The 26,025-nt window shown below is 74.0% G+C and carries 22 protein-coding genes; 11 read left to right on the top strand and 11 right to left on the bottom strand.

Annotation, left to right across the window (positions count from 1 at the left end; translation table 11 throughout):
- Positions 1–1,121: 1,121 nt before the first annotated feature.
- On the bottom strand, positions 1,122–1,613 hold the full coding sequence (locus CG747_RS39580; RefSeq protein ID WP_100606719.1) for an AMP-binding protein: 492 nt from the start codon (positions 1,611–1,613) through the stop codon (positions 1,122–1,124).
- A gap of 280 nt (positions 1,614–1,893) precedes the next feature.
- Here CG747_RS39580 and CG747_RS39575 point away from each other — a divergent pair, with 280 nt between their 5' ends.
- On the top strand, positions 1,894–3,342 hold the full coding sequence (locus tag CG747_RS39575) for an MFS transporter (RefSeq protein WP_257981034.1): 1,449 nt from the start codon (positions 1,894–1,896) through the stop codon (positions 3,340–3,342).
- 88 nt (positions 3,343–3,430) lie between these two features.
- Here CG747_RS39575 and CG747_RS39570 read toward each other — a convergent pair whose 3' ends face one another.
- On the bottom strand, positions 3,431–4,912 hold the full coding sequence (locus tag CG747_RS39570) for an MBL fold metallo-hydrolase (protein WP_100606718.1): 1,482 nt from the start codon (positions 4,910–4,912) through the stop codon (positions 3,431–3,433).
- Between the two features lie 283 nt (positions 4,913–5,195).
- Between CG747_RS39570 and CG747_RS39565 the strand changes: the two genes are divergently transcribed.
- The 3 genes from CG747_RS39565 (at position 5,196) to CG747_RS39555 (ending at position 8,455) form a co-directional block, all read left to right on the top strand.
- The gene (locus tag CG747_RS39565; protein WP_180985910.1) at positions 5,196–6,092 is read left to right on the top strand and encodes a GntR family transcriptional regulator; all 897 of its coding nucleotides are present in this window, start codon (positions 5,196–5,198) and stop codon (positions 6,090–6,092) included.
- 9 nt (positions 6,093–6,101) lie between these two features.
- Positions 6,102–7,079 carry a sulfite exporter TauE/SafE family protein gene (locus CG747_RS39560; RefSeq protein WP_219621608.1) on the top strand — a complete coding sequence of 326 codons (978 nt, stop codon included), beginning with the start codon at positions 6,102–6,104 and terminating at the stop codon, positions 7,077–7,079.
- A gap of 137 nt (positions 7,080–7,216) precedes the next feature.
- Positions 7,217–8,455: an FAD/NAD(P)-binding oxidoreductase gene (locus CG747_RS39555; protein ID WP_100606717.1), complete on the top strand. Its 1,239-nt coding sequence runs from the start codon at positions 7,217–7,219 to the stop codon at positions 8,453–8,455.
- 110 nt (positions 8,456–8,565) lie between these two features.
- On the opposite strand, the gene CG747_RS39550 is transcribed toward CG747_RS39555, so the two are convergent.
- Positions 8,566–9,648 carry a MerR family transcriptional regulator gene (locus tag CG747_RS39550; RefSeq protein WP_100606716.1) on the bottom strand — a complete coding sequence of 361 codons (1,083 nt, stop codon included), beginning with the start codon at positions 9,646–9,648 and terminating at the stop codon, positions 8,566–8,568.
- A gap of 140 nt (positions 9,649–9,788) precedes the next feature.
- Positions 9,789–11,042 (bottom strand): amidohydrolase, encoded by a 1,254-nt coding sequence (locus CG747_RS39545; protein ID WP_100606715.1) that lies wholly within the window; start codon positions 11,040–11,042, stop codon positions 9,789–9,791.
- A 203-nt stretch (positions 11,043–11,245) separates the two neighbouring features.
- Between CG747_RS39545 and CG747_RS39540 the strand changes: the two genes are divergently transcribed.
- From CG747_RS39540 to CG747_RS39525, 4 genes are all read left to right on the top strand, one after another.
- Positions 11,246–12,277, top strand: a complete 1,032-nt coding sequence (locus CG747_RS39540) for a methyltransferase (protein WP_100606714.1) — start codon at positions 11,246–11,248, stop codon at positions 12,275–12,277.
- 159 nt (positions 12,278–12,436) lie between these two features.
- On the top strand, positions 12,437–13,585 hold the full coding sequence (locus CG747_RS39535; RefSeq protein WP_257981032.1) for a low temperature requirement protein A: 1,149 nt from the start codon (positions 12,437–12,439) through the stop codon (positions 13,583–13,585).
- Positions 13,586–14,059: 474 nt separating this feature from the next.
- Positions 14,060–14,875, top strand: coding sequence for a L,D-transpeptidase family protein (locus tag CG747_RS39530; RefSeq protein WP_100606712.1), 816 nt, complete (start codon positions 14,060–14,062; stop codon positions 14,873–14,875).
- Between the two features lie 28 nt (positions 14,876–14,903).
- Positions 14,904–16,058: a P1 family peptidase gene (locus CG747_RS39525; RefSeq protein ID WP_100606711.1), complete on the top strand. Its 1,155-nt coding sequence runs from the start codon at positions 14,904–14,906 to the stop codon at positions 16,056–16,058.
- A gap of 16 nt (positions 16,059–16,074) precedes the next feature.
- Here the strand turns inward: CG747_RS39525 and CG747_RS39520 are convergent, their stop codons facing one another.
- Positions 16,075–16,791 (bottom strand): VIT family protein, encoded by a 717-nt coding sequence (locus tag CG747_RS39520; protein WP_100606710.1) that lies wholly within the window; start codon positions 16,789–16,791, stop codon positions 16,075–16,077.
- Between the two features lie 286 nt (positions 16,792–17,077).
- Here CG747_RS39520 and CG747_RS39515 point away from each other — a divergent pair, with 286 nt between their 5' ends.
- Complete coding sequence (locus CG747_RS39515; RefSeq protein WP_257981031.1) at positions 17,078–17,596, top strand: YIP1 family protein; 519 nt, start codon at positions 17,078–17,080, stop codon at positions 17,594–17,596.
- 46 nt (positions 17,597–17,642) lie between these two features.
- On the opposite strand, the gene CG747_RS39510 is transcribed toward CG747_RS39515, so the two are convergent.
- Positions 17,643–17,918, bottom strand: coding sequence for a hypothetical protein (locus CG747_RS39510; protein ID WP_100606727.1), 276 nt, complete (start codon positions 17,916–17,918; stop codon positions 17,643–17,645).
- 310 nt (positions 17,919–18,228) lie between these two features.
- On the opposite strand from CG747_RS39510, the gene CG747_RS39505 reads away from it, so the two are divergent.
- A complete protein-coding gene (locus tag CG747_RS39505) occupies positions 18,229–19,419 on the top strand; it encodes a CaiB/BaiF CoA-transferase family protein (protein WP_100606709.1) in 1,191 nt (396 codons plus the stop codon).
- Between the two features lie 81 nt (positions 19,420–19,500).
- Positions 19,501–20,829 (top strand): Ig-like domain-containing protein, encoded by a 1,329-nt coding sequence (locus CG747_RS39500; RefSeq protein ID WP_100606708.1) that lies wholly within the window; start codon positions 19,501–19,503, stop codon positions 20,827–20,829.
- A 90-nt stretch (positions 20,830–20,919) separates the two neighbouring features.
- On the opposite strand, the gene CG747_RS39495 is transcribed toward CG747_RS39500, so the two are convergent.
- The 5 genes from CG747_RS39495 to CG747_RS39475 all read right to left on the bottom strand — a co-directional run bounded on the left by CG747_RS39495 (position 20,920) and on the right by CG747_RS39475 (position 25,999).
- Positions 20,920–21,894 carry an NAD(P)-dependent oxidoreductase gene (locus CG747_RS39495; RefSeq protein WP_100606707.1) on the bottom strand — a complete coding sequence of 325 codons (975 nt, stop codon included), beginning with the start codon at positions 21,892–21,894 and terminating at the stop codon, positions 20,920–20,922.
- Positions 21,895–21,980: 86 nt separating this feature from the next.
- Complete coding sequence (locus tag CG747_RS39490; protein WP_100606706.1) at positions 21,981–24,038, bottom strand: fructose-specific PTS transporter subunit EIIC; 2,058 nt, start codon at positions 24,036–24,038, stop codon at positions 21,981–21,983.
- Entirely contained in the window at positions 24,031–25,044 is a 1,014-nt protein-coding gene (gene pfkB, locus CG747_RS39485; protein ID WP_257981038.1) for a 1-phosphofructokinase, read from the bottom strand. Before pfkB ends, CG747_RS39490 begins: the two co-directional genes overlap by 8 nt.
- Entirely contained in the window at positions 25,044–25,232 is a 189-nt protein-coding gene (locus CG747_RS39480) for a hypothetical protein (RefSeq protein WP_100606704.1), read from the bottom strand. Before CG747_RS39480 ends, pfkB begins: the two co-directional genes overlap by 1 nt.
- Positions 25,229–25,999, bottom strand: a complete 771-nt coding sequence (locus tag CG747_RS39475) for a DeoR/GlpR family DNA-binding transcription regulator (protein ID WP_100606703.1) — start codon at positions 25,997–25,999, stop codon at positions 25,229–25,231. The genes CG747_RS39480 and CG747_RS39475 overlap by 4 nt, the downstream gene beginning before the upstream one ends.
- Positions 26,000–26,025: the final 26 nt, after the last annotated feature.

The raw sequence follows: 26,025 nt of genomic DNA, 5'->3' as shown, positions 1-26,025 counted from the left end.
TGGTTGCTGGTTGCTGGTTGCAGCCTCGTGGTTGCTGGCCGGTGGTCGGTGGCCGGTGGCCGGTGGCCGGTGGCCGCAGTCTGCCGTCTGCCGTCTGCCGTCTGCCGTCTGCCGTCTGCCCGGAGGCTGGGGGCTGGCGGGCTGGGGGCGGGCGGGGCTCGGCGCCTGCTCTCGGCGTGGTGGGGGGGAGGGCCTTGGTGGTGGGGTGGGGTGGGGCGGGGGGCGGGGCCCCGCAGGTGGGAGTGTGACGACCGGGCCCAGGGGTTGTCCGATCCCTGATCCGCTGGACCGGCGGGCCTAGGTGCTCCAGCCGCTCTTCTCGTGGGTGGGTATCGGATAGGGGCGGTGCGCGTCCTGCGGGCGGGTGGGTGGCCCGTGTTCGGCACACCCTCGCCCGAGCGGCCGCCCACGCTCAGAACCGGGGAGGGGGAGGGAGAGGTGGCGGGGGTGGGGGTGGTGGCCTCGGGCTTTGCGGTTCGGCATGGCTACCGGGCTTCCGTACGGGGGCGGGAAGGCCCACGCTAGGAGCGCTTCCGGCGTACGGCCTGCTGTGCGGCGCATCGGGGTGGGACCGGACCCGAGGCAAGGGAGCCGAGGCATGGGGCCCGAAGTGCGGGAGCCGAGGCATGGGGCCGAGGCGCGGGGGCCGACTTGTCGGACCGACGTGTGGGACCTGGCCAGTGTGTGCGGCGAGGTGTGGGGTGGTCGCTGGCCGGGGCCCGGTGCGGCACCTGGGCGGGTGCGGGCTGGGTTGTGGTGTGCCGGGTGCGGGGCCTGCCTGCGCGTAATGCGGCCCGGTGCTGCGGCGTCCCGGATGCGGTGCGTGGCGGCGTCGGTGAGGTGCCTGGCAGCGTTACGGCGGGGTGCTGTTGCCGGGTGTGGCGGCGGGCGGTGCAGTAGTGCTCGTGGTCGGGCCGGGCCAGCCGGGCAGCACATGCGCTCGGGCGGCACTCGCCGTAAGTGAGTGCCCCAGCAGGTAGGTGCCCCCGCAGGTACCTGCCCCCGTAGCCAGCGGTTCCCGCGCGTGCGCGCCCCCGCGCTAGAGGCTCCCTTATGTAGGGGCTCCGGCAGGTAGGGGATCCGGCGGGTGGGGTGCTTGTGGGCGGGGAGTTGCCCGTGGGTCAGTCGGTGGCGAGGGCCTCGTGCCACCACTTGTCGCGGCCGGGCTTCCAGGAGACCGGGCGGGAGCAGCGGTTCACTACGAGGACGGTGTGCGGCAGGCTGCTCGCGTCCATGGCGGCGCTCCGCGCCAGCGCGTGGTCCAGTACCGGCTTCACCGGCCGCACGGACCCGTCCCAGAACGCCGCGTCCGCCGTGATCAGCACCCGGATCCCCGACTCGCGTATGCGTGCGGCCAGTTCAGGGACGGTCAGCGAGACCGGCAGCGTGGCGCGTATCGCGTCCAGTCGGCCGCAGGCGAGCGTGGCGATCACCGACTCGGGCACCAGCGGCAGGTGCACCGCGACCCGGTCTCCGGCGCGCACCCCGAAGCGGGTGAGTGCGGCCGCCGCCCGTTCGGCCTGGTCCAGGAGCATGCCGTGCGTCAGCTCCTCCAGACGGCCCGGCTCCCCGCTCCAGGTGAGGGCGATCTGCGACGCATCCGGCTCTTGCACTTCCCGGGCGTCATCTGCATGCTCTGAGATCACACGGCGCAACATGCTCACAAGCATGGAGATCGGCGATCAACGATCGCTGAACGTCCGCTGTACGGGCCCACGGGGACCGTGCGGCTCCATGGGGCGGCGTCGGCCCCTTCTCGCACCCCGCACGGTAGCGCGGCACGTTCTCGCCCCGCCTCTTCCTGCCCCGGTCCGGTGCACTTCATCCCTCCCTCTTCTCCCTTCCTTTGTTCGAGTTGAGAGGCGGGTTGCCGCAACCATGTCCGTATCTGCGATGAACGGGCTTTCCCCCCAGGGCCGTTGGGCGCAGGCCGCGCTGGCCGTCGGGGCGTTCTGCGTCCAGTTGGATTCCTTCGCGCTCAATCCGGTGCTGCCCGTCGTCCGGGCCGATCTGCACGGTTCCCCGGCCGCGGCGCCGTGGGTGGTCAGTGGCTATCTGCTCGCCGCCGGGGCGCTGATGCCGGTGGCCGGGCGGCTGGCCGACCTTTGCGGGCGGCGGCGGATGCTGGCCGTCGGAGCAGTGCTCTTCGGGGTGAGCGCCGCTCTGTGTGCGGTGGCTCCGTCGCTGCCCTTCCTGGTGGCGGCACGGGTGGCGCAGGGGGCGGGCGGCGCGTTGATCATGCCCGCGGGGCTGGCGCTGCTCACCAACGCCTGCCCGCCGGGCCACGGGCGGCGGGCGACCGGGCGGGCGCTGGGCCTGGCCGGGCTGGCCACCGTGTGCGGCCCGTTCCTCGGTGGCGTACTGGCCCGGTCGGCGTCCTGGCGGGCCGTGTTCTGGATGACGGTGCCGCTGGCCGCGGCCGCGGTGTGGTGCGCTCGCCGGGCGGCCGAGTCCCGCGACCCGGCCGCCGCGGAGCTCCCCCTGGACGTGGCCGGTGCGGTGACCGCGACCGGAGCCCTGGTGTGCCTGGCGCGGTGGCTGGACCACGTCACCATCTGGGCCTGGGCGGCGGGTGCGCTGCTGCTGGGCGCACTGTTCGCACGGGCCGAACGGCGCGCCCCGGCCCCGCTGGTGGACCTCGCGCTCTTCCGCAACCTGCCCTACGTGACGCTGACCGCCGCCGGGGCGGTCGCCAACGCGGCGACGGTGGCCCTGCTGTACGTGGTCCCGCTGACGCTCCAACAGGGTTACGGGTGGACGGTGTTGGAGGCGGGGGTGGCGTTCCTAGTTCCGGCCGCCGCGTTGGCCGTCGGGGGCCCGGTGGCCGGGCGGGTCCGCCCGAGGGCGGCCGTACCGGTGATGGCGGCGTGCCTGGCCGGCGCCGGGGGCGCGCTGTGGGCGGCCGGGGCCGTTACCGGGGCGGCCGCTCTGCTGGCGGCCTCGACGGGCGCCGCGGCGGCACTCGGGGTGGCGGGCGGGCTGGCCCTTACGGGGACCCAGGCCGTGGTCCGGCGGGAGCGCGCGGGGGAGGCTTCGGGCGTCACCAAGTCCGTCCTGACCGTTACGGCGGGGCTGGGGTTGGCCCTTACGGGCGCGGGCGCCACGTCGGGGCCCGGAACTACCGGAAGTTCAGCGGGTTCGGGGAGTTCGGGGAGTTCGGGGAGTTCGGGGAGTCTCGTGGGTGCCGTGGGGTCGGTGGGGGTTTTGGGGCTCGATGGCTCTGTGCGGACGGCCGGTGGTGGAGTGCTGCCGTCGCTGGCGCTGCCTGCGGTGGGGTGTTTGGCGGGGGCGATTCTGGCGGCGGTGGTGGCGCTGCTGGTGGGGGCGGTGAGGCGTCGGTGACGGCCGCCGGACGGGCCGCGGACGCCCACGAAGAGACGAGGGGAACGCGGAAAGGGGTGGGGGGAGGGCCGGGGCCCTCCCCCCGGGGTCAGGCGGCGGCGGGTTCCTGGTAGCCGCCAGAGACGTCGCTCACGTCGACGAAGCCGTGGGCCTCCAGGAGTGCCGCCGCGATCATCGAGCGGTTGCCGCTGCGGCAGTAGAGGACGACCGGGCGGGCCGGGTCCAGTTCGTCGAGGCGGTCGAGGAGCGCGGCCAGCGGGATGTTGCGGGCGCCGGGCAGGGCGCCCGCCGCGTACTCGGCCGGATTGCGCACGTCGATCAGCTGAGGGCCGTCCACCGGGTCCAGCGGCAGCCGTTCGAGCAGGTCGGACAAGGGGAAGCGGTTGCTGCGGCGGGTGAGTTCCGGGGCGCCCGCCAGAACGCGGGCCGGGTCGGGGAGGTGGCCGAGCACCCGGTCGTAGCCGATGCGGGCGAGCCGGAGGCGGGCCTCGTGCTCCGCCCCTGGGTCGGCGAGGAGGACGATCGGGGTGCCGGGGGCCACCACGCTGCCGGCGTACTCCGCGAACCGGGTGGCCAGGCCGACATGCAGGGAACCGGCCAGGTGGGCGCGGGCGTAGTCGGCGGCCGGGCGGCAGTCGAGCAGTGCGGCGCCCTGCTGGTCGCGGGCCGTGAGCACCTCGTCCAGGGTGAGCGGGGCCGGCGGCGCGGCGTCCCGTAGGGGGTGGCCGTCGCGGTTGAGGGCCGCGTCGTGGGCGAAGTAGCCGGGGGCAGCCGGCTGTTCGGCGGTGACCAGCCGGACGAAGGCGTCCTGCGTCATGGGCTGGAGCGCGTAGTTGAGGCGGCGCTGGTCGCCGATGGTGGAGCTGGTCTCGGTGGAGATGCTGCGGCCGCAGGCCGAGCCGGCGCCGTGAGCGGGAAAGATCCGGGTCGCGTCCGGGAGGGGCAGCAGTTTGGAGTGCAGGGAGCGGTAGAGGCGTGCCGCCATGTCCTGCGGGGTGTGGCCGGCGGCGGAGAGCAGGTCGGGGCGGCCGACGTCGCCGACGAAGAGGGTGTCGCCGGTCAGGACGCCGAACGGCACGTCGTCGTCGGGGTTCTCCCGGATGACCAGGCAGATGGATTCCAGGGTGTGGCCGGGGGTGGCGAGGACGGTGAGGGTGACCCCGGATTCCGGCCCTGATTCCATCCCTGATCCCGCACCTGATGCTGCACCGGTTTCCGGCCCTGATGTCGGCCCTGGCGCTGTCCCGGACGGCTCTCCGGGCCCGGTGGCACCCAGGCAGATGCGTTCGCCGTCACGTAACCGCCGTATGGGGAAGCCGGTTTCGGCGGCCGCGCCGAAGGCGACCTCGGCGCCGGTCGCCCGCGCCGTCTCCAGGTGCCCGGAGAGGAAGTCGGCGTGAATGTGCGTCTCGATGACGAGTTCGATGCGCAGGCCGGCCGCTTCGGCGTCGGCCAGGTACTCGTCGATGTCGCGGCGCGGGTCGACGAGGACGGCGCGCCCGCTGTCCTGATCGCCGATCAGGTACGACGCCTGGGACAGGCAGTCGAGGTAGTACTGCGCGAAGTGCACGGTCGGGCCTCCAGGGGTGCGCGGCGCCCGTGCGCGGCGGTCGGCTCGCTCGGGCTGGGAGCGTGGACGGCTGAATGCACCGTGAATGCCGCTCCGTTGTGCGGATGCACGGATGTACGTACATTAGGTATCCGGTGGGCGGGGGACAAGCCGAGCCCCCTCCCCGCAGGCCGGACACAGGCCGAACGCAGGTCGAAGGCAGGTCGAAGGCAGGCCGGAGGCAGGTCGAAGGCAGGCCGGTTGTCGGCCGACGACAGGCCGGATGACGGACGAGAGGACCGAGATGACGCCGCCCCAGCCCGAACCACCGGGTGCGCACGGCCGGACGACCCCACCCGGCCGGACGGCCCCGCACCACGACGGCGTTGGCGACGGCAGCGGCAGCGGCAGCGGCAGCGGCAGTACGCACGGACCGCGCACGTTGGACCGCGGTTCCCCGCTGCCCCTGTGGGCGCAGCTGTTGGACGATCTGCGCCGCCGGATGGAATCCGGCGCGTTCACCGACGAGTTCCCGGCCGAGCACCGGCTGACGGGCGAGTACGAGGTCAGCCGGCACACCGTCCGGGAGGCGCTGCGCAAACTGCGCGCCGACGGCCTGGTGATCGCCGAACGCGGCCGCGCCAGCCGCCTCGACACCCGCCGCATACAGCAGCCGCTCGGCTCCCTCTACAGCCTCTTCCGCGATCTGGAGGGGCAGGGCGTGGAGCAGCGCAGCGAGGTGCTGCGGCTGGAGCGGACCGCGGACGCGACGGTCGCCGGACACCTGGGGCTGGTCCTGGACGCACCGCTGGTCGTCCTGGAGCGGCTGCGGCTCGCGGACGGCGAACCGCTCGCCCACGACACCGCCTACCTCCCGGCCGACCTCGCCGAGCCCCTGCTGGAGGCCGACTTCGGGCACACCTCCCTCTACGGTGAACTGTCCTGGCGCTGCGGGGTGAAGGTCACCGGTGGGCGGGAGCGGATCGCTCCGTTCCTCCCGGACATCCGGCAGGCGTGGCTGCTCGGACTGGCCGACCGGGAGGCGGCGTTCGCCATCGAACGGGTCGGACGGGCCGGGGACCGGCCGGTGGAGTGGCGCGAGACGGTGGTCCGCGGCGACCGCTTCGCGTTCGTCGCCGAATGGTCCGACGCCAGCCGGGCGGTCGCCCTCGCTCCGCGCGCCGCGGCGCCGTCCGCCTGACGGGCCGCCGTGTCCGTCCTCATAGCCGCGGCGGCACTGCCCTGCGGGTTGCTGATCGGTCTGCTGCTGGGCGCACTCGGCGGTGGCGGTTCGGTGCTGGCGGTGCCGGCCCTGGTCTATCTGATGGGCCAGTCGCCGCACGAGGCGACCGCGGGCGCCCTGGTGGTGGTCGCGGTCGGCGCGGTCAGCGGGCTGCTCTGCCACGCCCGGGCCGGCCGGGTCCGCTGGGCCGCCGGTGCGACGTTCGGGGCGCTGGGCACGGCCGGCAGCTTCGCCGGCTCCCGCTGGAGCGCGGCCCTGGACCCGGGGGTCCTGATGGCGGCGTTCTCGGTGCTGATGCTCGTGGTGGCGGCGGGGATGGTGACGCGCGGCACCCGGAAGAGCGAGCGGGCCGACGCGGAGGCCGGGTCCGAGAACCGGTCGGAGAACGCTTCGAAGAACCGGTCGGAGAACGGATCCGAGACCACGGCGAAGGAATCGCCACCCCGGGCGCACCCGGCACGCCTACGGGATGCGGTCTGCCTGAGGGAGGCGACCCGCTTGCGGCAAGCGGTCCGCCGATCCTCCTCAGGAAGACCCACCGGCCCGCACATATCCCGCACCTCCCCGGCCCCCCGCCCCCGCCCGCTCCGCACCATCGTGACCGCCTCCGCCGTAGGGCTGCTCACCGGCTTCTTCGGGGTGGGTGGCGGCTTCGTCGTCGTACCGGCGCTCACCCTGGTCCTCGGCCTGGAGATGCCCATCGCCGTCGGCACCTCGCTGCTGGTGATCCTGATCAACTCCGGTGTGGCACTGGCGACCCGGGCCGGTACCGGATCCCTGGACTGGCCGCTGCTGGCCACCCTCGCGGCCTGTGCCGCGGTCGGCAGCCACCTCGGCAACCGGCTCGCCGGCCACCTGCGCCCGCGGACCCTCACCACCTCCTTCGCCGCCCTGGTCGCCGTCCTGGCGCTGGCGATGGCGGCCACCACACTGACCGGCCTGTGAGGCCGCCACCCGAGCCCCCCGACGCCCCACCGCCCACGCCCGCCGGTTCACCCCGCACCCCCGACCCCCATGAGCCACCCACCACTCCCCACCGCTCCCCGCTACTCCCCACCACTCCCAACAGTCAGGAGACGCGCATGACCCCGCCCGCAGCCGCCCCGGACCCCGCGCCCGCCACCTCCCCCGTCCACCACCAGGTCCTGATAGTCGGCGGCGGCACCGCGGGCATCACCGTCGCCGCCCGGTTACGCCGCGCCGGCCTCCGCGACATCGCGCTGCTGGAGCCCGCCGAGACGCACTGGTACCAGCCGCTGTGGACCCTGGTCGGCGGCGGCCAGGCGCCGCTGCGGGCCGCGCTGCGCCCCGAGGCCGAGGTCATCCCGCCCGGCGTGCGCTGGCTCCGGGAGCGCGCCACCGCCGTCGATCCGGTGGCCCGTACGGTCACCACCGCCACCGGCCGGGTGTTCTCCTACGGGCGGCTGGTCCTGGCGCCCGGTCTGCGGCTCGACTGGGACGGCGTGCCGGGGCTGGCGTCGGCCGTCGGCCACGACGGGGTGAGCAGCAACTACCGGGCCGACCTCGCCCCGTACACCTGGGATCTGATCCGCCGGACGCGGCGCGGCACGGCGGTGTTCACCATGCCGTCCGGGCCGGTCAAGTGCGGTGGCGCGCCGCAGAAGATCGCGTATCTGGCGGCGGACTACTGGCGCAAGCGCGGCGTCCTGGGCAACATCCGCACCATCCTCGCCCTCCCGGAGCCGTCCCTCTTCAAGGTGCCGGTCTTCGCCCGGGCCCTGGAGGGGACCGCCCGCCGCTACGGCATCGAGGTGCGCCTCCAGACCGAACTGACCGCGCTGGACGGCCCGGAGCGCGCGGCCGTCCTCACCGACCACGCCACCGGCCGCGCCGAGACCGTCCGCTACGACCTGCTGCACGCGGTACCGCCGCAGCGCGCACCGCAGTGGCTCGCCGACGGCCCGTTGGCCGATCCGGGCTCTCCCCACGGGTACGTCAAGACGGACCCGCACACGCTCCAGAACCCGGATTTCCCCGAGGTGTTCGCCCTGGGGGACGTGGCCCACCTCCCCACGTCCAAGACGGGCGCCGCGATCCGCAAGCAGGCCCCGGTGCTCGTCGCCAACCTGCTCGCCGGGCTCCGCGGCCGCCCCGCCGCCGCCCGCTACGACGGCTACACCTCCTGCCCCCTGGTCACCGCCCGGCACAAGATGCTGCTGGCCGAGTTCGACTACGACCTCCGCCCCGCCCCCTCGTTCCCCTTCCTCGACACCACCCGGGAACGCACCGACATGTGGTTCCTCAAGCGCTACGGCCTGCCGCAGCTCTATTTCCAGGGGATGTTGAAGGGGCGGGCCTAGAGCCTGTCCGGCCCTGGTCCACCGGACCGGGACCGACCGCGGCGGCGGTCCGGCCGCGGCCCCGCTCCGGGGCCGCGGCCGGCGTCGTCCCCGGGGCCGGGGCGCCCCGCCTACGCCACCTCGCCCCCTTCCACCACATCCGCCACCACGCACGCCACGTTGTCCGGGGCGCCGGCCTCGTGGGTGAGGCGGACCAGTGCGGCGGCGGCCTGCTGGGGCGTGGCCGCGCCGGCGAGCGCCTCCTCGATCGCCTCGGGCGGGACGACACCGGTCAGGCCGTCGGTGCACAGCAGGTAGCGCTCACCGGGGCGGACGTCGAGCAGCTGGAGGTCCGGGGCGAAGTCGGTGCCGCCGTCCAGGGACCGCAGCAGCAGGGCGCGTTGGGGGTGCGACGGCGCCTCCTCCGGGGTGAGCCGGCCCTCGTCGATGAGGGACTGCACCAGGCTGTGGTCGTGGGTGAGGCGGATCAGCCCGGAGTCCCGCAGCACGTACGCCCGCGAGTCCCCGACGTGCAGCAGCGCCAGCCGGGAACCGGAGCGCAGCAGGGCGGTGAGGGTGCTGCCGGTCGACTCGTCGGCCCGCGGCGCGGTCCGGTGGGCGTGCAGCGCCGCCTCCTCCAGTACGGCCGGCAGGTCGGCCGAGGTCAGGTCCTGGTCCTCCAGGGCCTTCAGCGCCTCGATGGCGGAGGTGGCGGCCGGTCCCCCACGGGGGCCGTAGCCGTCGGCGACCGCCAGGAGGCGCGGGCCGGCATGGGCCGCGTCCTGGTTGGCGGGCCGGACCAGTCCCCGGTCGGTCAGGGCGGCGCAGCGCATCGTCAACGGGGTCGCGGGGTCCAGGGGTTGGGTCATCGCGGTGTCCTTCCGCTCCAGTTGGTCGACGAGGAAGGCGGCCAGGTCCCGGCGGGCGGCGACCTCGGCCTCGGCCTGCGCCCAGTACGCGGCGACCGCTCGGGCCGCGGCGTCCGGCGCCAGCCCGCACACCTCGCGGATGCGGGCCAGCGGCATCCCGAGCCGCCGCAGCCAGGCGACCAGCCGGGCGCGCTCCAGTTGGGCCGGGGCGTAGTGCCGGTATCCGCTGTACGGGTCGACGTGGGCGGGGGTCAGCAGACCGAGCTCGTCGTACAGGCGCAGCGCCTTCGGCGAGAGCCGGGACGCCCGTGCGAACGCCCCGATCGTCAGCGACTCCCCGTCCACCCAGTGCTCCTCTGCACTCCGTCGCCCCGCCCGGCACCCGCCGGGCGGCGTCCGTCCTCCTCGTACCGGGCGCCTCGCCCGGCCCCGCCGATGCTGGGCCTTCCCCCAGGGGCAAGGTCAACGGACCGGAGCGGCCCCCGCTACACCCCGGCCAGCCGGGTCAGCGCCGCGGCCGTCAGCGCCTGCACGCCGGTGGTCAGGGTCGGCCGGGCGACCGGCACGAACCGCGGCGAGTGGTTGGAGGGGATGTCCTGGGCCAGCCGGCCGGCGGCCAGTGCAGTGCGGAACTCGTCCGGGTCCCAGCCGCCCAGCCACCAGTAGTACAGCGGCGCCTCGGCGGCGCTCGCCAGCAGGCCCGCGTCCTCACTGCCGGTCGCCGGTTCGTAGGCGAAGACCCGCTGCTCGCCGAAGAGCCGGGTGAAGCCCTCGTTGACCTCCGTCAGCACCGCCGTGTCGTTGACCGTCACCGGGAAGGAGTCGAGCACCTTCGTCTCCGGCTCCCGCGGCGCGTCGGACGCGGCCGCCTCGGCCCGCGCGATCCGCTCGACGGCGGCCAGCACGGCGGTCCGCACGTTCTGGTCGAAGCTGCGGACGCTGAGCCGTACGACGGCCCGGTCCGGGATCACGTTGGCGGTGTCCCCGGCGTGGAACGAGCCGACCGTGACCACCGCCTGCTCCTTCGCCGCGATCTCCCGCGACACCACCGACTGGACCCGCTGCACGAACGCCGCCGCCATCAGGATCGGGTCCACCGTCGTCTCCGGCCGCGACCCGTGGCCGCCGGTCCCGTGGAAGGTGACCTCCAACGTGTCCGCGGCGGCCATACAGGCGCCCGGGCAGTACGCGATCAGCCCCGCGCCGAACGGGGCGACGTGCTGCGCCAGCACCACATCGGGCACCGGCACCAGCTGCTTGCTGTACAGGCCGTCGTCGAGCATGGCGCGGGCGCCGCTACCGGCCTCCTCGGCCGGCTGGAACAGCACGACCAGCGTGCCCGACCAGCGGTCGCGCCCCTCGGAGAGCAGGTCCGCGGCGCCCAGCAGGCAGGTCACATGGACGTCGTGCCCGCAGGCGTGCATCCGCCCCGGGACGGTGGAGGCGTACGGCACCCCGGAGTTCTCGGTGACCGGCAGCGCGTCCATGTCGGCCCGCAGCAGGACCACCGGGCCCGGTCCGTTGCGCAGCACACCGGTGACGCCGGTGACGCCGATGCCGGTCGTGACGTCGTAGCCGTACGCGGTCAGGCGGCGGGTCACCTCGGCGGCGGTGCGGGTCTCCTGAAAGGCAAGTTCGGGGTGGCGGTGCAGGTCTTCGTAGAGCGCCACGAGGTCCGCGAGGCGGGCGTCGAGCGGTTCCAGGACGGATGCGGGGAAGGGAAGGTCACGGTCGCTCATACGCGCATTCGACCATGCACGGCCGCCGCCGTCTGCCCCCCGGCGCACCCGATCGCACCACGGGCCGCGACCGTGCTCCCTGGCCGGTACGCAGCGGGTCGCCACCCCTCCCCCCGTGACACCACCGCCCCCGCCTGCAACCGTGGATCACCGTGCCTGCGACGTGGCGCAGGGACGACCAAGCCGACGACCGGAGGCTGACGTTGGCCACTTCATCCACCCGTCCGGCGGACGAGCCCGGCGACCTCGCGACCCACCTCATGGAACAGGCCCTGGGCCACCTCTTCTCCGCCGCGCTGCGCACCGCCGCCCACTACCGCATCGCCGACCGGCTCACCGCGGGCCCGCGCACCCCCGAACAACTGGCCGCCGCCACCGACACCCACGCCCCGCACCTGCGCCGCGTCCTGCGGTACCTCGCCGCCCGCGGCATCTTCCGCGAGGACGCCTCGGGCGCGTACCAGCTGACGCCGGCCGCCCGGCAGCTGCGCACCGACGTGCCCGACTCGCTGCACCCCGCCGTCATGATGCTGACCGACGACCTGTTCCTGCGGACCTCCGCCGGCCTGACCGAGGCGGTGCGGCACGGCGGCGCGGCCTTCGAGCGGCTGTTCGGCGCACCTCTCTTCGCCCACCTGGAGTCGGATCCGGCCAAGCGGGAGCTCTTCGACGACGGCATGGCGTCGCTGGCCGCCCCGGTGGACGACGCGGTGGCGGCCGCCTACCCGTTCCCCGGGACCGGCACCGTCGTCGACGTCGGCGGCGGCCGGGGCGGACTGCTGCGCGCGGTGCTGCGCCGCCACCCGCAGGCGACCGGCGTCCTCTTCGACCTGGCGCCGCCGCTGGCCCACCACCTCCTGGACACCGACGACCTGAAGGGCCGCTGGCGCACCCAGGAGGGCGACTTCTTCGCCGCCGTCCCGGAGGGCGGCGACGTCTACGTCCTCAAACACGTCCTGCACGACTGGCCGGACGAGGACTGCCGCCGCATCCTGCGCAGCTGCCGCACGGCGATGGCGGCCGGCCGCCGCCTGCTGGTCGTCGACTCCGTCCTGCCGCCGGGGAACGCGCCGCACTTCGGCAAAACGATGGACGTCGCGATGCTGGCGGTCCTCGACGGCCGGGAACGCAACGCGGACGACTTCGCGGCGCTGCTGTCGGCGAGCGACTTCCGGCTGACGCGGGTGCTGCCGACGGGCGGCTTCCCGTCGATCGTGGAAGCGGTGGCCGACTAGGTCGCATCGTCACCGGCGTGCGTGTCGTGGGCCCGGTGGGCGTGCGCCCCCGACACGCCGCGGCCCCGGCGCCGCCGCTGCCCCCCCGGCCCCCGCGCTCTACTGAGTGCCACCCCACCAGCGGTCGACGAGAGGGGCTGGGGCACCGTGCCGGTTCTGATGCGTGCGCGCAGTCGTGCGGAGGCGCACCGCGCCGCCACTCCACTGGAGCTGTTCTTCGACCTCTGCTTCGTCGTGGCGGTCGCCCAGGCCGGCCGCCAACTGGTGCACGCCCTCGCCGAGGGCCATCCGGGGCACGGCGTCACCGGCTATCTGATGCTGTTCTTCGCCATCTGGTGGGCGTGGGTCAACTTCAGCTGGTTCTCGTCGGCGTACGACACCGACGACGCGCTGTACCGCGTGGTGACCCTCGTTCAGATCGCCGGCGTCCTCATCCTGGCCGCGGGCGTGCCGCGGGCCTTCACCGCCGGGGACTTCCGCATCGTCTGGTTCGGCTATCTGGTGATGCGGCTGGCGCTGGTCAGCCAGTGGCTGCGGGCCGCCCACGGCACCCGGGGCACCGAACGGCGGACCGCGCTCCACTACGCCCTGGGGGTGACCGTCTGCCAGGTCGGCTGGCTGGCGCTGCTGTTCCTGCCCGCGGCCGACGCCCCGTGGGTGTTCATCGTCATGGGCCTGCTGGAGCTGTCGGTCCCGGCGGTCGCCGAACGGGACCGCCGGACCAGCTGGCACCCGCACCACATCGCCGAACGCTACGGCCTGTTCACCATCATCGTGCTGGGCGAGACGGTCTCCGCGGCGACCGTGGCGGTGCAGTCGGCGCTGGACGAGCACCACGACCTGGCCACCCTGCTGCCGATCGCGGCCGGCGGCCTGCTGCTGGTCTTCGCCGCGTACTGGATCTACTTCGCGGTCCCCATCCACCTCCACCTGCGCACCAGCCGCCAGGCGTTCCTGTGGGGCTACGGGCACTACCTGGTGTTCGGCTCGGCCGCGGCGATCGGTGCGGGCATCGAGATCGCAGTGGAGGAGTCGGCCGGCCGGGCCCACCTCTCGGCGTACGCGGCGGCGGCCTGCGCCACGGTGCCGGCCGCGCTCTACCTGTTCACCGTGTGGCTGATCCACTCCCGCCACCAGAAGCGCGGACCGGCCCAGCAGCTGGTCCTGCCGGTCGCCGCCGCACTGGTCCTGGCCTGCACGTTCGCTGGATCGGCGGCGGTGCCGGCGGCGGGCCTGGTGGCGGCGCTGACGGTCGCGGTGGGCGTCACCCTGACAGCCCGCCAGGGCACCGCCCTGGAGGAGGAGTAGCGGCCGCCGGTCGGCCCATCCCGGTTACGGGTGTGAGCGGCGCCCGGCCCGCGCCCCGTCCCCCATTAGCGTGCCGAACGGCCGTACGCGCGCCCGTCCCGCCCGCCCGACCGACCGCCCGCCAGGCGGCCCTGAGCACCCGCTCACCGAGGGCGGCATTCCCGTCCAACTCGGCTGGCACAGACCAGACTTGGGGCACATTCCGGCCAACTTCGGGCGCCCCTGACGCCCCCTCCGGAGCCGCCCGCACACCCCGTCCACCCGGCCAATCCCCGCAATCCCCGCAATCCCCTACCAAAGGTCCACCCGATGTGCGCCGCCGCCCTCGGGCCCTCTACCGTTCACCACAGCCCGCGGAAGCGGCTCCGCCGGAACGCGGTAGGGTGCAGATTGCCCTTTTTATGCCCGGGGGTCCGGCACATTCGCGGTGTCCCACGGGCCGTCCACCCGCCCGTAGCTGAGGAGACGCCAGACATGGCAGCCCGCCACGCTCAGTCCCGTGCGCGCAGGAGACTGTCCCGGCGCAGCAAGGCCGTCAGCGGCCTCGCGCTCTCCACCCTGGTCGGCACCGCCCTCTGGGCCTGGCCGGCATCGGGCGACGACCACAACGGCCGGCCGGACGCCAAGAGCGGTTCGGCCCGGACGGTGTCCAGCCCGAACACCCCCGCGCCCGCACAGGCCGCACCGGAGGCCGCCCGCGGCCTGCGCGCCATCCCCGAGCTCGGCGACGCCGCCCGAAAGCGCATACCGGCCAACGCCCGCCAGGTCCTCGTCGTCACCGGCAAGGGCCCCGACTCGTACGAGTCCAAGGTCGTCCTCTACACCCGCGCGGAAGGGTCGGACCTCTGGCAGGCCGGCCCCGGCTGGGCCGCGCACAACGCCGCCCACGGATGGACCACCCGCCACCACTACGGCGACCTGCGCTCCCCCCAGGGCGTCTACGCCCTCACCGACGCCGGCGGCCGCCTGCCCGCCCCCGACGGCACCAAGCTCCCCTACGACCACAACAGCAGCTTCGTCGCCCATGGCACCGGCGTCGAGGGCGAGCCGCTGGCCGGCGCCTTCGACTACGTCATCGCCATCAACTACAACCGCGTCCCGGGCACGTCCCCGCTGGACGGCCAGCGGCCGCTCGGCGACGAAAAGGGCGGCGGCGTCTGGCTGCACGTGGACCACGACGGCCCCACCCAGGGCTGCGTCAGCCTCAAGCCCCAGGTGATGCGCGAACTGCTGCGCACCCTCGACCCGGAACTCCACCCGGTCGTCGTGATGGGTCCGGCCGGCAACTGAGCGGCATCCGCGTGGTACGCATGGCCCCATGACTGACGCGCGGCAACACCAGCGGCACCAGGGGGGCGAGGACACCCCTCACCCCTCGGGCCCGCACGACGCCCTGACCGACGTCCCCGGCCTGCGGGTCGGCCACGCCCAGCGCATCGGCGACGGCTGGCTCACCGGCACCACCGTCGTCCTCGCCCCCGAAGGCGGCGCCGTCGCCGCGGTCGACGTACGCGGCGGCGGTCCGGGCACCCGGGAGACCGACGCCCTCGACGCCCGCAACCTCGTCCAGCGCGTCGAGGCCGTCGTCCTGACCGGCGGCTCCGCGTTCGGGCTCGACGCCGCGTCTGGTGTCGTCGCCTGGCTGGAGGAGCAGGGCCGCGGCTTCCGGGTCGGCCCGGATCCGGCCCAGGTCGTCCCCGTCGTCCCCGCCGCCGCCCTCTTCGACCTGGGCCGCGGCGGCGACTGGCGGGCCCGCCCGGACGCCGCCCTGGGCCGCGCGGCCGTCGAGGCCGCCGCCCGGACCACCCCCGGTTCACCCGTACCCCAGGGCAACGTCGGCGCCGGCACCGGCTCGGTCGTCGGCGGTTTCAAGGGCGCCGTCGGCACCGCCAGCGCGGTCCTGCCGTCCGGCATAACCGTCGCCGCGCTCGCCGCCGTCAACGCCGCGGGCTCCTTCGCCGACCCGCACACCGGCGCCCTGCACGGCGCCCGCGGCCCGCTCCCGGACCCCGAGGTCCACGCGGCCGCCCGGCGCCGCCTCGCGCAGGCCCGGGAGATCTCCGCGGCCCGGTCCGCCGCGTCGGTCCACCCGCCCCTGAACACCACCCTCGCGGTGGTGGCCACGGACGCCGACCTCACCCGCTCCCAGGCCCACAAGCTCGCCGGCACCGCCCACGACGGCCTGGCCCGCGCCGTCCGCCCCGCCCACCTCCTCAACGACGGCGACACGGTCTTCGCGCTGGCCACCGGCGCCCGCCCGCTCGCCACCGCGGAGGCCCTGGCCGACCCCGTCTTCAGCGTCCACCTGCAAGCCGGCGCCCTGAACGACATCCTCGCCACCGGCGCCGACGTCCTGGCCCGGGCCATCGCCAAGGCTGCCCGCGCCGCCACCACGGTGGACGGCCCCGGCGGCGTCTTCCCCTCGTACCCGGACCTGTACGGCCCGGCCGACAGCGGGCGGACAGACTCATAGGGCCGGACGACCGGCCCTAAACGCCCACCGCCCCCAGCAACGTCCCGGCCACGTACGTGACGCCCATGGCCAACGCGCCGCCCGCCACGTTCCGCAGCACCGACGGCCCCACCGGAGCCGGCCCCAGGCGTGCGCTGGTCCAGCCGCACAGGGCCAGCGCCGCGAGCACCGCGACCACCGTGATCCACAGTCGCGCGCCCGCCGACGGCAGCACGATGGCCAGCAGCGGCAGCAGCGCGCCCGCCGTGAAGGCGAGGAAGCTGGCGCCCGCCGCGTGCCAGGGGTTGGTGAGCTCGTCGGGGTCGATGCCCAGTTCCACCTCGGCGTGGGCGCGCAGCGCGTCGTGCTCGGTCAGTTGCTCGGCGACTTCCCGGGCCAGTTCGGAGCCGATTCCCTTGCCTTCCAGCAGTTCCGTCAGTTCCTGGAGTTCGGCCTGCGGTTCGGTGGCCAGTTCGCGTTTCTCCAGGGCCAGTGCGGCCTTCTCGGAGTCGCGTTGGGTGGAGACCGACACGTACTCGCCGGCCGCCATGGACATCGATCCGGCCAGCAGTCCGGCGAGCCCGGCGGTGAGCAGGGTGGCCCGCGAGTCGGTGGCGCCGGCCACGCCGACGACCAGTCCGGCGGTGGAGACCACCCCGTCGTTGGCCCCGAGGACCGCCGCCCGCAGCCAGTTGAGGCGGCTGCCCAGTCCGGCGCCGTGCGCCTCGTCGTGCTCCGGTGTCTGAAGAGTCACCGGTCGAGCGTCTCATCCGGGTCCGGCCGCCGGGGTTCTGCCTCGCCCGATGCCCGCGCGTCGGGCCGAAGCGGCCGGTGGTAGAAACGGCTGTATGTCCGCATCGCCGCCCCCCACACCGCCGCCGTCCCGGTCCGGCCGGCGCGCTGCCGCGCCGTCGGGTACGGAGCCGCCGCCTCCGCCGCCGCCCACGTTGGTGCAGCCGGGGCCTCCGCAGCCCGCGACCGCACGTCAGGAACCCGCACGCCGGGAGCCGGTACGGCGTCGCCGGCTGTGGTGGCACCGGTTGATATTCGGGCTCTGGTACCGGCCGGTCGAGGTGTTCGACGAGGCGCGGGACCGCAGCGCGTGGGGTGCGGCGGTGCTGCTGTGCCTGATCAGCGGTGGGATCGGGATCGTGTCGGTGGACGCGTTCCGGGCCCAGTGGACGGCGAACCGTACGGCGGGGCTGCAGTTGGCCGGGATGGCCGAGGCGGGGGTGCTGCTCGCCAGTCTGGGGCTGGGGGCGGTCACGCATGCGATAGCGCGGACGCTCGGCGGCAACGGGCGGTTCGCGCCGACCGCGAGCCTGTTCGTGGTGGTCTTCTGGGTGACGGATCTGCCCCGGTTGGCCATCGCGGGCTGGCTGCCGACGAGTTCCACGTTCGTCCAGGCCGCCACGTGGACGACCTGGGGGTTCGGCTACTTCCTCGCGGTGCTGCTGATACGCGGTCAGCACCACCTGCCGACCCGAAAGGCGGCGGCCTCGGTATCGGTCCAGATGCTGGCGGCACTGGCGTTGCTGAAGCTGGGGCCGGTGAACTGAGCCGGGCGCGCCCCTTTGCCGGTGCACCCGGCGGTCCGACGGTGGGTCAACTACGGCTGGTGAGCTGCCTTACGAGGTCGTCGAAGGCTCGGCGTTCGGCGGGGGTGAGGTCCACGTTCTCGGAGGCGGGGCCGCCGGGGCCGGTCTGGCGCGGGACCGCGTCGAGGCGGGCCCGGGAGCGGGGCGGCCGCTGCCGGGAGGAGGCGGCGGCCCCGGGGTTCCCGCGCCGGGTGAGTCTGATCAGGCCGACTGCCCAGAGGACGACGACGACCAGCAGAATGCCTAGGCCGATCTGCTGGAGAATCGAAACGGAGGGGAGCATGCTGTTCCTCCCGAACAAGTGGGCGCTGGGCAAGCCCCCAGTAGACACCACGCGCCACGGCTTCCAACAGGGGATCTTGGGTCGTAAATCGTGAAGTGACACATCTCCTATGACATTTCCCCGCATTTCCGGCACCATACGCGTATCGCCCGTCCGTCTTGCGGTGCGCCCGCGGCCCTCCCGCAGTGGCGCGCCACCGGCCGCACCGGCGCACTGCCGCGCCTCCCGTTGGACACCGCGGCGACTTCCCTCCACCGCGGGCGGTCGCGAACGATGGCGGCACCCCGTCCGCGACGTGAGGAGTGCACCCGTGCCCCGACAGCACCACCGGACCGCCCCCCGCGCCCTCGACGGCGTCCTCGTGGCCGACTTCAGCCGGGTGCTGGCCGGCCCGCTCGCCGCCGCCACGCTCGCCGACCTGGGGGCCGAGGTCATCAAGGTCGAGCGGCCGGGCACCGGCGACGACACCCGCTCCTGGGGGCCGCCGTTCGCCGCCGGGGGCACCGCGGCGTACTTCGACGCCGCGAACCGCTCCAAGCGCGGCCTGGCGCTGGACCTGGGCGATCCGGAGGAAGCGGCCGCGGCCCGGGAATTGGCCCGGCGGGCGGACGTCCTGATCGAGAACTTCCGCCCCGGGTCGCTCGCCAAGTACGGCCTGGACCCGGCGGCCACCCTGGCGGCCAACCCGGGGCTGGTGCACTGCACCATCACCGGCTTCGGCTCCGGCGCGGGGGCGGCGCTGCCCGGGTACGACTTCGTGGTCCAGGCGGTGGGCGGACTGATGAGCATCACCGGCGAGCCCGGCGGGGCGCCGCTGAAGGCGGGGGTGGCGCTGGTGGACGTGCTGACCGCGAAGGACGCCGCGACGGGCATCCTCGCGGCGCTGCGGCACCGCGACCGGACCGGCGCGGGGCAGCTGGTGGAGGTCAATCTGCTCTCGTCGCTCCTGGGGTCGCTGGTGAACCAGGCGTCCGGCTACCTGGCCACCGGGCGGGATCCGGAGCCGATGGGCAATCGCCATCCGAGCATCGCCCCGTACGAGACGTTGGCGTGCCGGGGCGGGCTGCTGGCCGTGGCGGTGGGGAACGACCGTCAGTTCCGGGCACTGGCGGGGGCGCTGGGGGTGCCGGAGCTGGCGGAGGACGCGCGGTTCCGGCGGAACCAGGACCGGGTGCAAAACCGTACAGATCTCATCAAAATACTGGAAAGCCGGCTGGCCGCCGACACGCCGCGGGACTGGACCGAGCGGCTGACGGCGGCGTCGGTGCCGTGCGGGCCGGTCAACAGCCTCTCCGAGGCGCTGGAGTTGGCGGCGCGGCTCGGTCTGGACCCGATCGCCCAGGTCGGCGCGGGGCGGATCCCCCAAGTCACCAGCCCGTTGCGGCTGTCGGGCACGCCGGTGGCCCAACCCGTCGCGCCGCCCCGCCTGGACGAAGACGGCACGGCACTGCGAACCTGGCTGTCGGGGCCGGGCGACCGACCCCTGCCGCCGCGAATGTGACCTTCGTCACAACATGGTCCCACCCGCAACCAAATCCGCCCGTAGGTGCTGTTTACCAGCACGGAATCACAACACCCCTGTATGGAGCAGCTCGTGACATCGCCGGACAACCCCGCGCCCGCCCAGTCCCGCACCGCCCACCAGCCGCTTCAGACCGAGGCGCGGGATTCCGCCGCACCCCGCCGCACCCGCCGGATGCGGCGCACGCTGGCGGTCACCGCCCTGCTCGCCGCGGGCGCACTGTCCCTGACCGCGTGCGGGGGCGACGCCGAGGCGGGCGGCCAAGGCGACGGCAAGAACGGCCAGGCCGGCGCGGACGCCGCGGCCGCCAAGGACGCCTCCGACGCCAAGATCCAGGTCACGTCGAAGGACGGCGCCACCGACGCCAGCATCAACGACACCGGGGTGAAGGTCACCGGCGGCAAGTTGACGGACGTGAAGCTCACCGCCGTCGACACCGGCAAGGACGTCTCCGGCGCCATATCGTCGGACGGCTCCTCGTGGAAGCCCGGCGCGCAGCTGGACCGCGGCACCAAGTACAAGCTCGTGGCGAACGCCAAGGACGCCAAGGGCCGCCCGGCGACCGAGAATGCGACCTTCTCCACGGTCTCGTCGGCCAACAGCTTCATCGGCTCGTTCACGCCCGACAACGGCAAGACCGTCGGCGTCGGCATGCCGGTGTCCTTCAACTTCGACAAGCCGATCGCCAACCAGAAGGACGTCCGGTCCCACATCACGGTGACCTCCAGCAGCGGCCAGCAGGTCGTCGGCCACTGGTTCGGCAACCAGCGCCTGGACTTCCGGCCGCAGGACTACTGGAAGGCCGGCTCCAAGATCACCATGAAGATCGACCTGGACGGCGTGAAGGGCGGTCCGGGCATCACCGGCGTGCAGTCCAAGACGGTGAACTTCACCATCGGGCGCTCGCAGGTCTCCACGGTCGACATGAACACCCAGACCATGACCGTCAAGCAGGACGGCAAGGTCCTCAAGTCCATCCCGATCTCCGGCGGCAGCCCCGACCACCCGACCTACAACGGCCAGATGGTGATCTCGGAGAAGTTCGAGCAGACCCGGATGGACGGTTCGACGGTCGGCTTCGGCGGCGAGTACGACATCAAGGACGTGCCGCACGCCATGCGCCTGTCGTCGTCCGGCACCTTCATACACGGCAACTACTGGGGCAACTCGTCGATCTTCGGCCGCACCGGCACCAGCCACGGCTGCGTCGGCCTGGAGGACAACAAGGGCGGCGGTGGCGACACCCCGGCCAAGTGGTTCTACAGCAACTCGCTGATCGGCGACGTGGTGATCGTGAAGAACTCCCCGGACAAGACCGTCAAGCCCGACAACGGCCTCAACGGCTGGAACATGTCCTGGTCGGAGTGGACCGCGGGCAGCGCCTCCTGACGCCCGGCCGCACCCGCTGAACCATCCGCACGAGGCGGTGACCGCTCCTCCCAGGAGGGCGGTCACCGCCTCGTCGTGCACCGGGCGGGACTACGCCCGCCGCTCCCGGGCGTGCAGCAGTTCCACCACTCCCGCGAAGCTCTCCTGGCCGTGGCCGTCCGCCACCCGGCGCTTCATCAGCTCCCACAGCGGGCCGAACAGTTCCGTGCTGACGCCCTGCGCCCGGCTGACGTCGCCGATCGCGTCGTGCGAGACCTGCATGGCGAGGTTGGAGCCGGTGGCGCCGTAGTCCCCGGAGTCCACCTGCGCCGCCATTTCCGGCAATTGGTTCTCGGCCATCGCCCGCAGCCACGGCACCAGCAGATCCCGGGTGAATGCGGTGACGTCCCCGTCCGCCGAACGCAATAGCGCGGCCGCGTGCAGAAAACCGCCGAACATGCCGTACATTCCGCCCAGCAGAGCGAGGTCGTTGAGCGGCGCCAGCCCCGGATCCGTGCCCAGATAAACGCTCCTCGCAAAGGTGTCCAGCGCCCCGCGGGAAGCCTCGAAAGCGTCCTTCGCGCCGCTGTAGAGCACAAAGGCCGACGGCGTTCCGATGATGTCCGGAACGGCCATGATGCCGCCGTCGAGATAATCCGCGCCGAGGTCGGAAACCCGGTCCGCCAGCGCCCGCGCCTCGGCCGGCGAACCATTGGTCACATTGACCACGACCCGGCCCTTCAGCGCCGCACCGGCGCCGTCGGCCGCCAGCAGCGGCGCCACGTCGGCGTAGTCCAGGATGCAGACGATCACGACCTCGCCCGCCGCGATCGCCCCGGCCGGGGATTCCGCGCGCCGGGCGCCCTTTTCCACCAGCCCGTCGGCTTTGTGCGCCGTACGGTTCCACACGGTCACCGGAGAACCGGCCGCCAGGAGGGCCGTCGCCAGTGCCGTTCCCATATCGCCCAGACCCAGTACCGCGACACTCGGCCGCGTCGTTTCCCGGACCGTGTGCGCCACCGAATCCGCCACCGAATTTTCTGCCGTGTTCTCTGCCGCGTTCTCTGCTGAATTCTCCACTGCCATAACGGAACTGCGCTCCCGCCTCATTCACACCGATCTCTTGTCGATCAGTCTTGGCGGGAGCGCAGTTCCGGACAAGTACCCACTCTTTAGTGCGTGGTTACCTCGCGGTGCGTGCTCACCTGGGGGTGCGCGGCGTCGGCCGCCGGTCCGCCCGTGCCCGGTGCCTCCGCCGCCGGCGTCCGGAAGCGCTTGAGGAGGACGACCAGGGCGGCGCCGACCGCGGTGCCGGCGGCGATGGCCAGGAGGTAGAGCAGCGGCTGTCCGATCAGCGGGACGACGAAGACGCCGCCGTGCGGGGCGCGGAGGGTGCAGCCGAAGGCCATCGACAGGCCGCCGGTGACCGCGCCGCCGGCCATCGCGGAGGGAATGACCCGCAGCGGGTCGGCGGCGGCGAACGGGATGGCGCCCTCGGTGATGAAGGACGCGCCCAGCACCCAGGCGGCCTTGCCGTTCTCCCGTTCGGCCCGGGTGAAGAGGCGGCCCCGTACGGTCGTGGCGAGCGCCATCGCCAGCGGCGGGACCATTCCGGCCGCCATCACCGCGGCCATCACCTTCAGACTGCCCGGATTGGGGTTGGCCAGGCCGCCGACGGCGAAGGCGTAGGCGACCTTGTTGAGCGGTCCGCCCAGGTCGAAGCACATCATCAGGCCCAGGAGCACGCCGAGTATCACGGCGTTGGCGCCGGAGAGGCCGGACAGCCAGCCGGTGAGGGCCTTCTGGAGCGCGGCGATCGGCTTGCCGACCACCAGGAACATCAGGAAGCCGACCACCGCCGAGGAGACCAGCGGGATGACCACCACCGGCATGATGCCCCGCAGCACCGGCGGCACGTCGATCCGCTGGATCGCCCGCACCACCGCGCCCGCCAGCAGACCGGCGATCAGCCCGCCCAGGAAGCCGGCGTTGACGGTGAGCGCGACGGCCCCGCCGACGAAGCCGGGCACCAGGCCGGGCCGGTCCGCCATCCCGTACGCGATGAAGCCGGCCAGGACCGGGACAAGGAAGCCGAAGGCGGTGCTGCCGATCTGGAAGAGCAGCGCCGCCCAGCTGGCCGACTCGGTCCACAGGAAGTGGTCGGCGACCGACGGCGCCTTGTCGACCGTGTAGCCGCCGATCGCGAAGGCCAGGGCGATCAGCAGACCGCCCGCGGCGACGAACGGCACCATGTGGCTCACCCCGGTCATCAACCAGGTGCGGAGCCGGGTGGCATAGCCGTCGGTGGTCTCGGCGCCCCTGTCCATGGGGGCGGTGGCGGGTGCCGGTGCGGCGGCGGTTCCGCCCCGGGCGGCCTTCTCCCGCACCTCGGCGATGAGTTCGGCGGGGCGGTTGACGCCGGCCTTCACCCCGACGTCGACGAGCGGCTTGCCGGCGAACCGCTCCCGGTCCCGCACCTCGACGTCATGGGCGAAGATCACGCCGTCGGCCGCCGCGACCAGCTGCGGGTCGAGCCGTTGGAAGCCGGCCGATCCCTGGGTCTCCACGGTGAGTTCGACACCGGCCGCCCGCGCGGCCTTCTCCAGGGACTCGGCGGCCATGTAGGTGTGCGCGATGCCGGTGGGGCAGGAGGTGACGGCGACGATGCGGAAGGGGGCGGGCGTCGCGGACTCGGGGGCGGTGGGCTCGGGGGTGGGGGCTGCGGCTTCGGGCTCGGGCGCGGACTCGGGCTCAGGGGCGTCCGCAGGGCGCGGAGTCTCCGGTTCCGGTTCCTCGCCCCGGATGAGCGCCGCCGCCCGCGCCGGCGCGGTCTCCGACCGCAGCGCGCCGGTGAACGTCTCGTCCATCAACTGGCGCGCGAGCGACGACAGGATCGACAGATGGTCCGCGTCGCCGCCCGTAGGGGCCGCGATCAGGAAGATCAGGTCGGCCGGGCCGTCCGCGGCGCCGAAGTCGATGCCGGCCGCGCTGCGCCCGAAGGCCAGCGTCGGCTCCGTGACGTGCGCGCTGCGGCAGTGCGGGATGCCGATGCCGCCGTCCAGGCCGGTCGGCATCTGGGCCTCGCGGGCGGCCACGTCCGCCAGGAAGCCCTCCAGGTCGGTGACCCGCCCGGCGGCGGCCATCCGCTCCGCCAGCGCCCGGGCGGCGGCGTCCTTCGTTGCGGCGGACAGGTCGAGGTCGACCAGATCCGCGGTGATCAGCTCACTCATCGCGGGCTCCCTTGCGCGCGGTACCGCCGTGCGGGCGGTGGGGACGGGGTGCGGGGGGATCGGGTACCGGCTCCGTCAACGCCCGGCCGAGCGGCACCCCGGCGGTCACCGCGACCCGCTCCGGGGCCAGGTCCGCGGGCGTCGGCATCAGGCTGCCGGGCAGTTGTACGGCCGCCGCGCCGTGCGCCACCGCCGCCGCCAGCGCCGCGGCGCCGGTGCCGCCCGCGGCGAGGAAACCGGCGAGCGAGGCATCCCCGGCGCCGACGTTGCTGCGTACGGTGGCGACCGGGGCACTGCCGAAGCGGGCGCCGTCCGCGTCCACCAGGAGCTGCCCGTCCGCGCCCAGCGACGCCAGGACGGCCCGGGCGCCCCAGGAGCGCAGTTCCTCGGCGGCCTCGACCGCGTCGCCGACGGTCACCAGGGGGCGGCCGACGGCCTGGGCCAGTTCCTCGGCGTTCGGTTTGACGACGTCGGGGCGTTCGCGGAGTGCCGCGGCCAGTGACGGGCCCGAGGTGTCCAGGGCGATCCGGGCGCCGGCGCGGTGCGCCCGGGCGACCAGCTCGGCGTACCACTCGGGTGCCAGGCCGCGCGGCAGGCTGCCGCAGCAGGCGATCCAGTCGGCGCCGGCGGAGCGCTCACCGACCGCGGCCAGCAGCGCCTCGGACTCGTCGGCGGTCAGTTCGGGACCGGCCGCGTTGATCTTCGTGAGGGTGCCGTCGGGTTCGGCGACGGCGATGTTGGAACGGGTCTGCCCGGCGACCGGGACGCCCGCCACGTCGATGCCCTCGTCCCGCAGCAGCCCGGCCAGCGCCGCGCCCGCGGGGCCGCCCAACGGCAGGACGGCGAGGGTGCGGTGGCCGGCGGCGGCGACCGCCCGGGAGACGTTGACGCCCTTGCCGCCGGGGTCGACCCGGTCGGCGGTGGCCCGTAGGACGGCGCCGCGCTCCAGCACCGGGATCTCGTAGGTGCGGTCCAGGCTGGGGTTGGGGGTGACGGTGAGGATGATCATGGGTGTACCGGTCCGGCGGTGAGGGGGGTGCGGGCGCCTCGGCGGGTCCGCGGGCGGGCCCCGGCGGCCGGGCCGGTCGCGGTGAGCCCGGTGGCGCCCAGGGGGATGAGGGTCGCGGTGGCGCCCGTGGGGACGGGGCTGTTGGCGGCGCCCAGGGGGACGGGGGTCGCGGTGGGCGGCGTCATGCGCGGATCACTTCCGTGCCGGCGCGTTCGATGGCGAGGGCGTCCTCGGGGCTCAGCCCGGTGTCGGTGATCAGCAGGTCGACGTCCGAGAGGTCGCCGAAGCGGGCGAAGTGCTGCTGCCCGAACTTGGCGGAGTCGGCGAGCAGCACCACTCGGCGGGCGGCGGCGATCAACGCCCGCTTGACCGCGGCCTCGGCGAGGTCGGGGGTGGTCAACCCGCCTTCCAGGGAGAAGCCGTTGGTCGCCAGGAAGAGCACGTCGGCGTTGATCTCCCGGTAGGCGCGCAGCGCCCAGTCGTCGACCGCGGCCCGCGTACGGTGCCGGATCCGGCCGCCCACGAGGTGGAGGGTGAGGCCGGGGTGGTCGGCCAACCGCGCGGCGACCGGCAGGCCGTGGGTGACCACGGTCAGCTCGGCCTCCAGCGGGATCTCGGCGGCGAGCCGGGCGGCGGTGGTGCCGGCGTCGAGGATCACACTGCCGGGCCCCTCGCCGCCGGGCAGTTCGGCGAGCGCGGCCCGCGCGATGCGCTGCTTCTCGTCGGCGGCGACCGCGTCCCGCTCGGCGAGGTCGGGCTCGAAGTCCAGCCGGCCGGCCGGGATGGCGCCGCCGTGCACCCTGCGGACCAGACCGGCACGGTCCAGCGCCTTCAGATCGCGCCGGACGGTCTCGGCGGTGACCTGGAACTCCTCGGCGAGGGAGAGCACATCGACCCGCCCGCTCTCACGGGCGAGCCGCAGGATTTCTTGCTGGCGCTCGGGTGCGTACATCTGTGTCTGTGTCCGTTCCATGCCCG

The sequence above is a fragment of the Streptomyces sp. CB02959 genome, assembly GCF_002803155.1.
Classification (GTDB): Bacteria; Actinomycetota; Actinomycetes; order Streptomycetales; family Streptomycetaceae; genus Streptomyces.
Note: the sequence above shows the minus strand (reverse complement) of the source record. Positions and strands in the feature narration are given on the sequence as shown.

What these genes read in the sequence shown, in the direction of transcription:
- CG747_RS39555 (WP_100606717.1), top strand. Translation starts at nt 7,217, where the DNA reads ATGACCCCGCCCGCAGCCGCCCCGGACCCCGCGCCCGCCACCTCCCCC.
- CG747_RS39565 (WP_180985910.1), top strand. Translation starts at nt 5,196, where the DNA reads ATGACGCCGCCCCAGCCCGAACCACCGGGTGCGCACGGCCGGACGACC.
- CG747_RS39475 (WP_100606703.1), bottom strand. Translation starts at nt 25,999, where the DNA reads ATGTACGCACCCGAGCGCCAGCAAGAAATCCTGCGGCTCGCCCGTGAG.
- CG747_RS39480 (WP_100606704.1), bottom strand. Translation starts at nt 25,232, where the DNA reads ATGACGCCGCCCACCGCGACCCCCGTCCCCCTGGGCGCCGCCAACAGC.
- CG747_RS39525 (WP_100606711.1), top strand. Translation starts at nt 14,904, where the DNA reads ATGACTGACGCGCGGCAACACCAGCGGCACCAGGGGGGCGAGGACACC.
- CG747_RS39575 (WP_257981034.1), top strand. Translation starts at nt 1,894, where the DNA reads ATGAACGGGCTTTCCCCCCAGGGCCGTTGGGCGCAGGCCGCGCTGGCC.
- CG747_RS39500 (WP_100606708.1), top strand. Translation starts at nt 19,501, where the DNA reads ATGGAGCAGCTCGTGACATCGCCGGACAACCCCGCGCCCGCCCAGTCC.
- CG747_RS39535 (WP_257981032.1), top strand. Translation starts at nt 12,437, where the DNA reads ATGCGTGCGCGCAGTCGTGCGGAGGCGCACCGCGCCGCCACTCCACTG.
- CG747_RS39490 (WP_100606706.1), bottom strand. Translation starts at nt 24,038, where the DNA reads ATGAGTGAGCTGATCACCGCGGATCTGGTCGACCTCGACCTGTCCGCC.
- CG747_RS39545 (WP_100606715.1), bottom strand. Translation starts at nt 11,042, where the DNA reads ATGAGCGACCGTGACCTTCCCTTCCCCGCATCCGTCCTGGAACCGCTC.
- CG747_RS39495 (WP_100606707.1), bottom strand. Translation starts at nt 21,894, where the DNA reads ATGGCAGTGGAGAATTCAGCAGAGAACGCGGCAGAGAACACGGCAGAA.
- CG747_RS39510 (WP_100606727.1), bottom strand. Translation starts at nt 17,918, where the DNA reads ATGCTCCCCTCCGTTTCGATTCTCCAGCAGATCGGCCTAGGCATTCTG.
- CG747_RS39530 (WP_100606712.1), top strand. Translation starts at nt 14,060, where the DNA reads ATGGCAGCCCGCCACGCTCAGTCCCGTGCGCGCAGGAGACTGTCCCGG.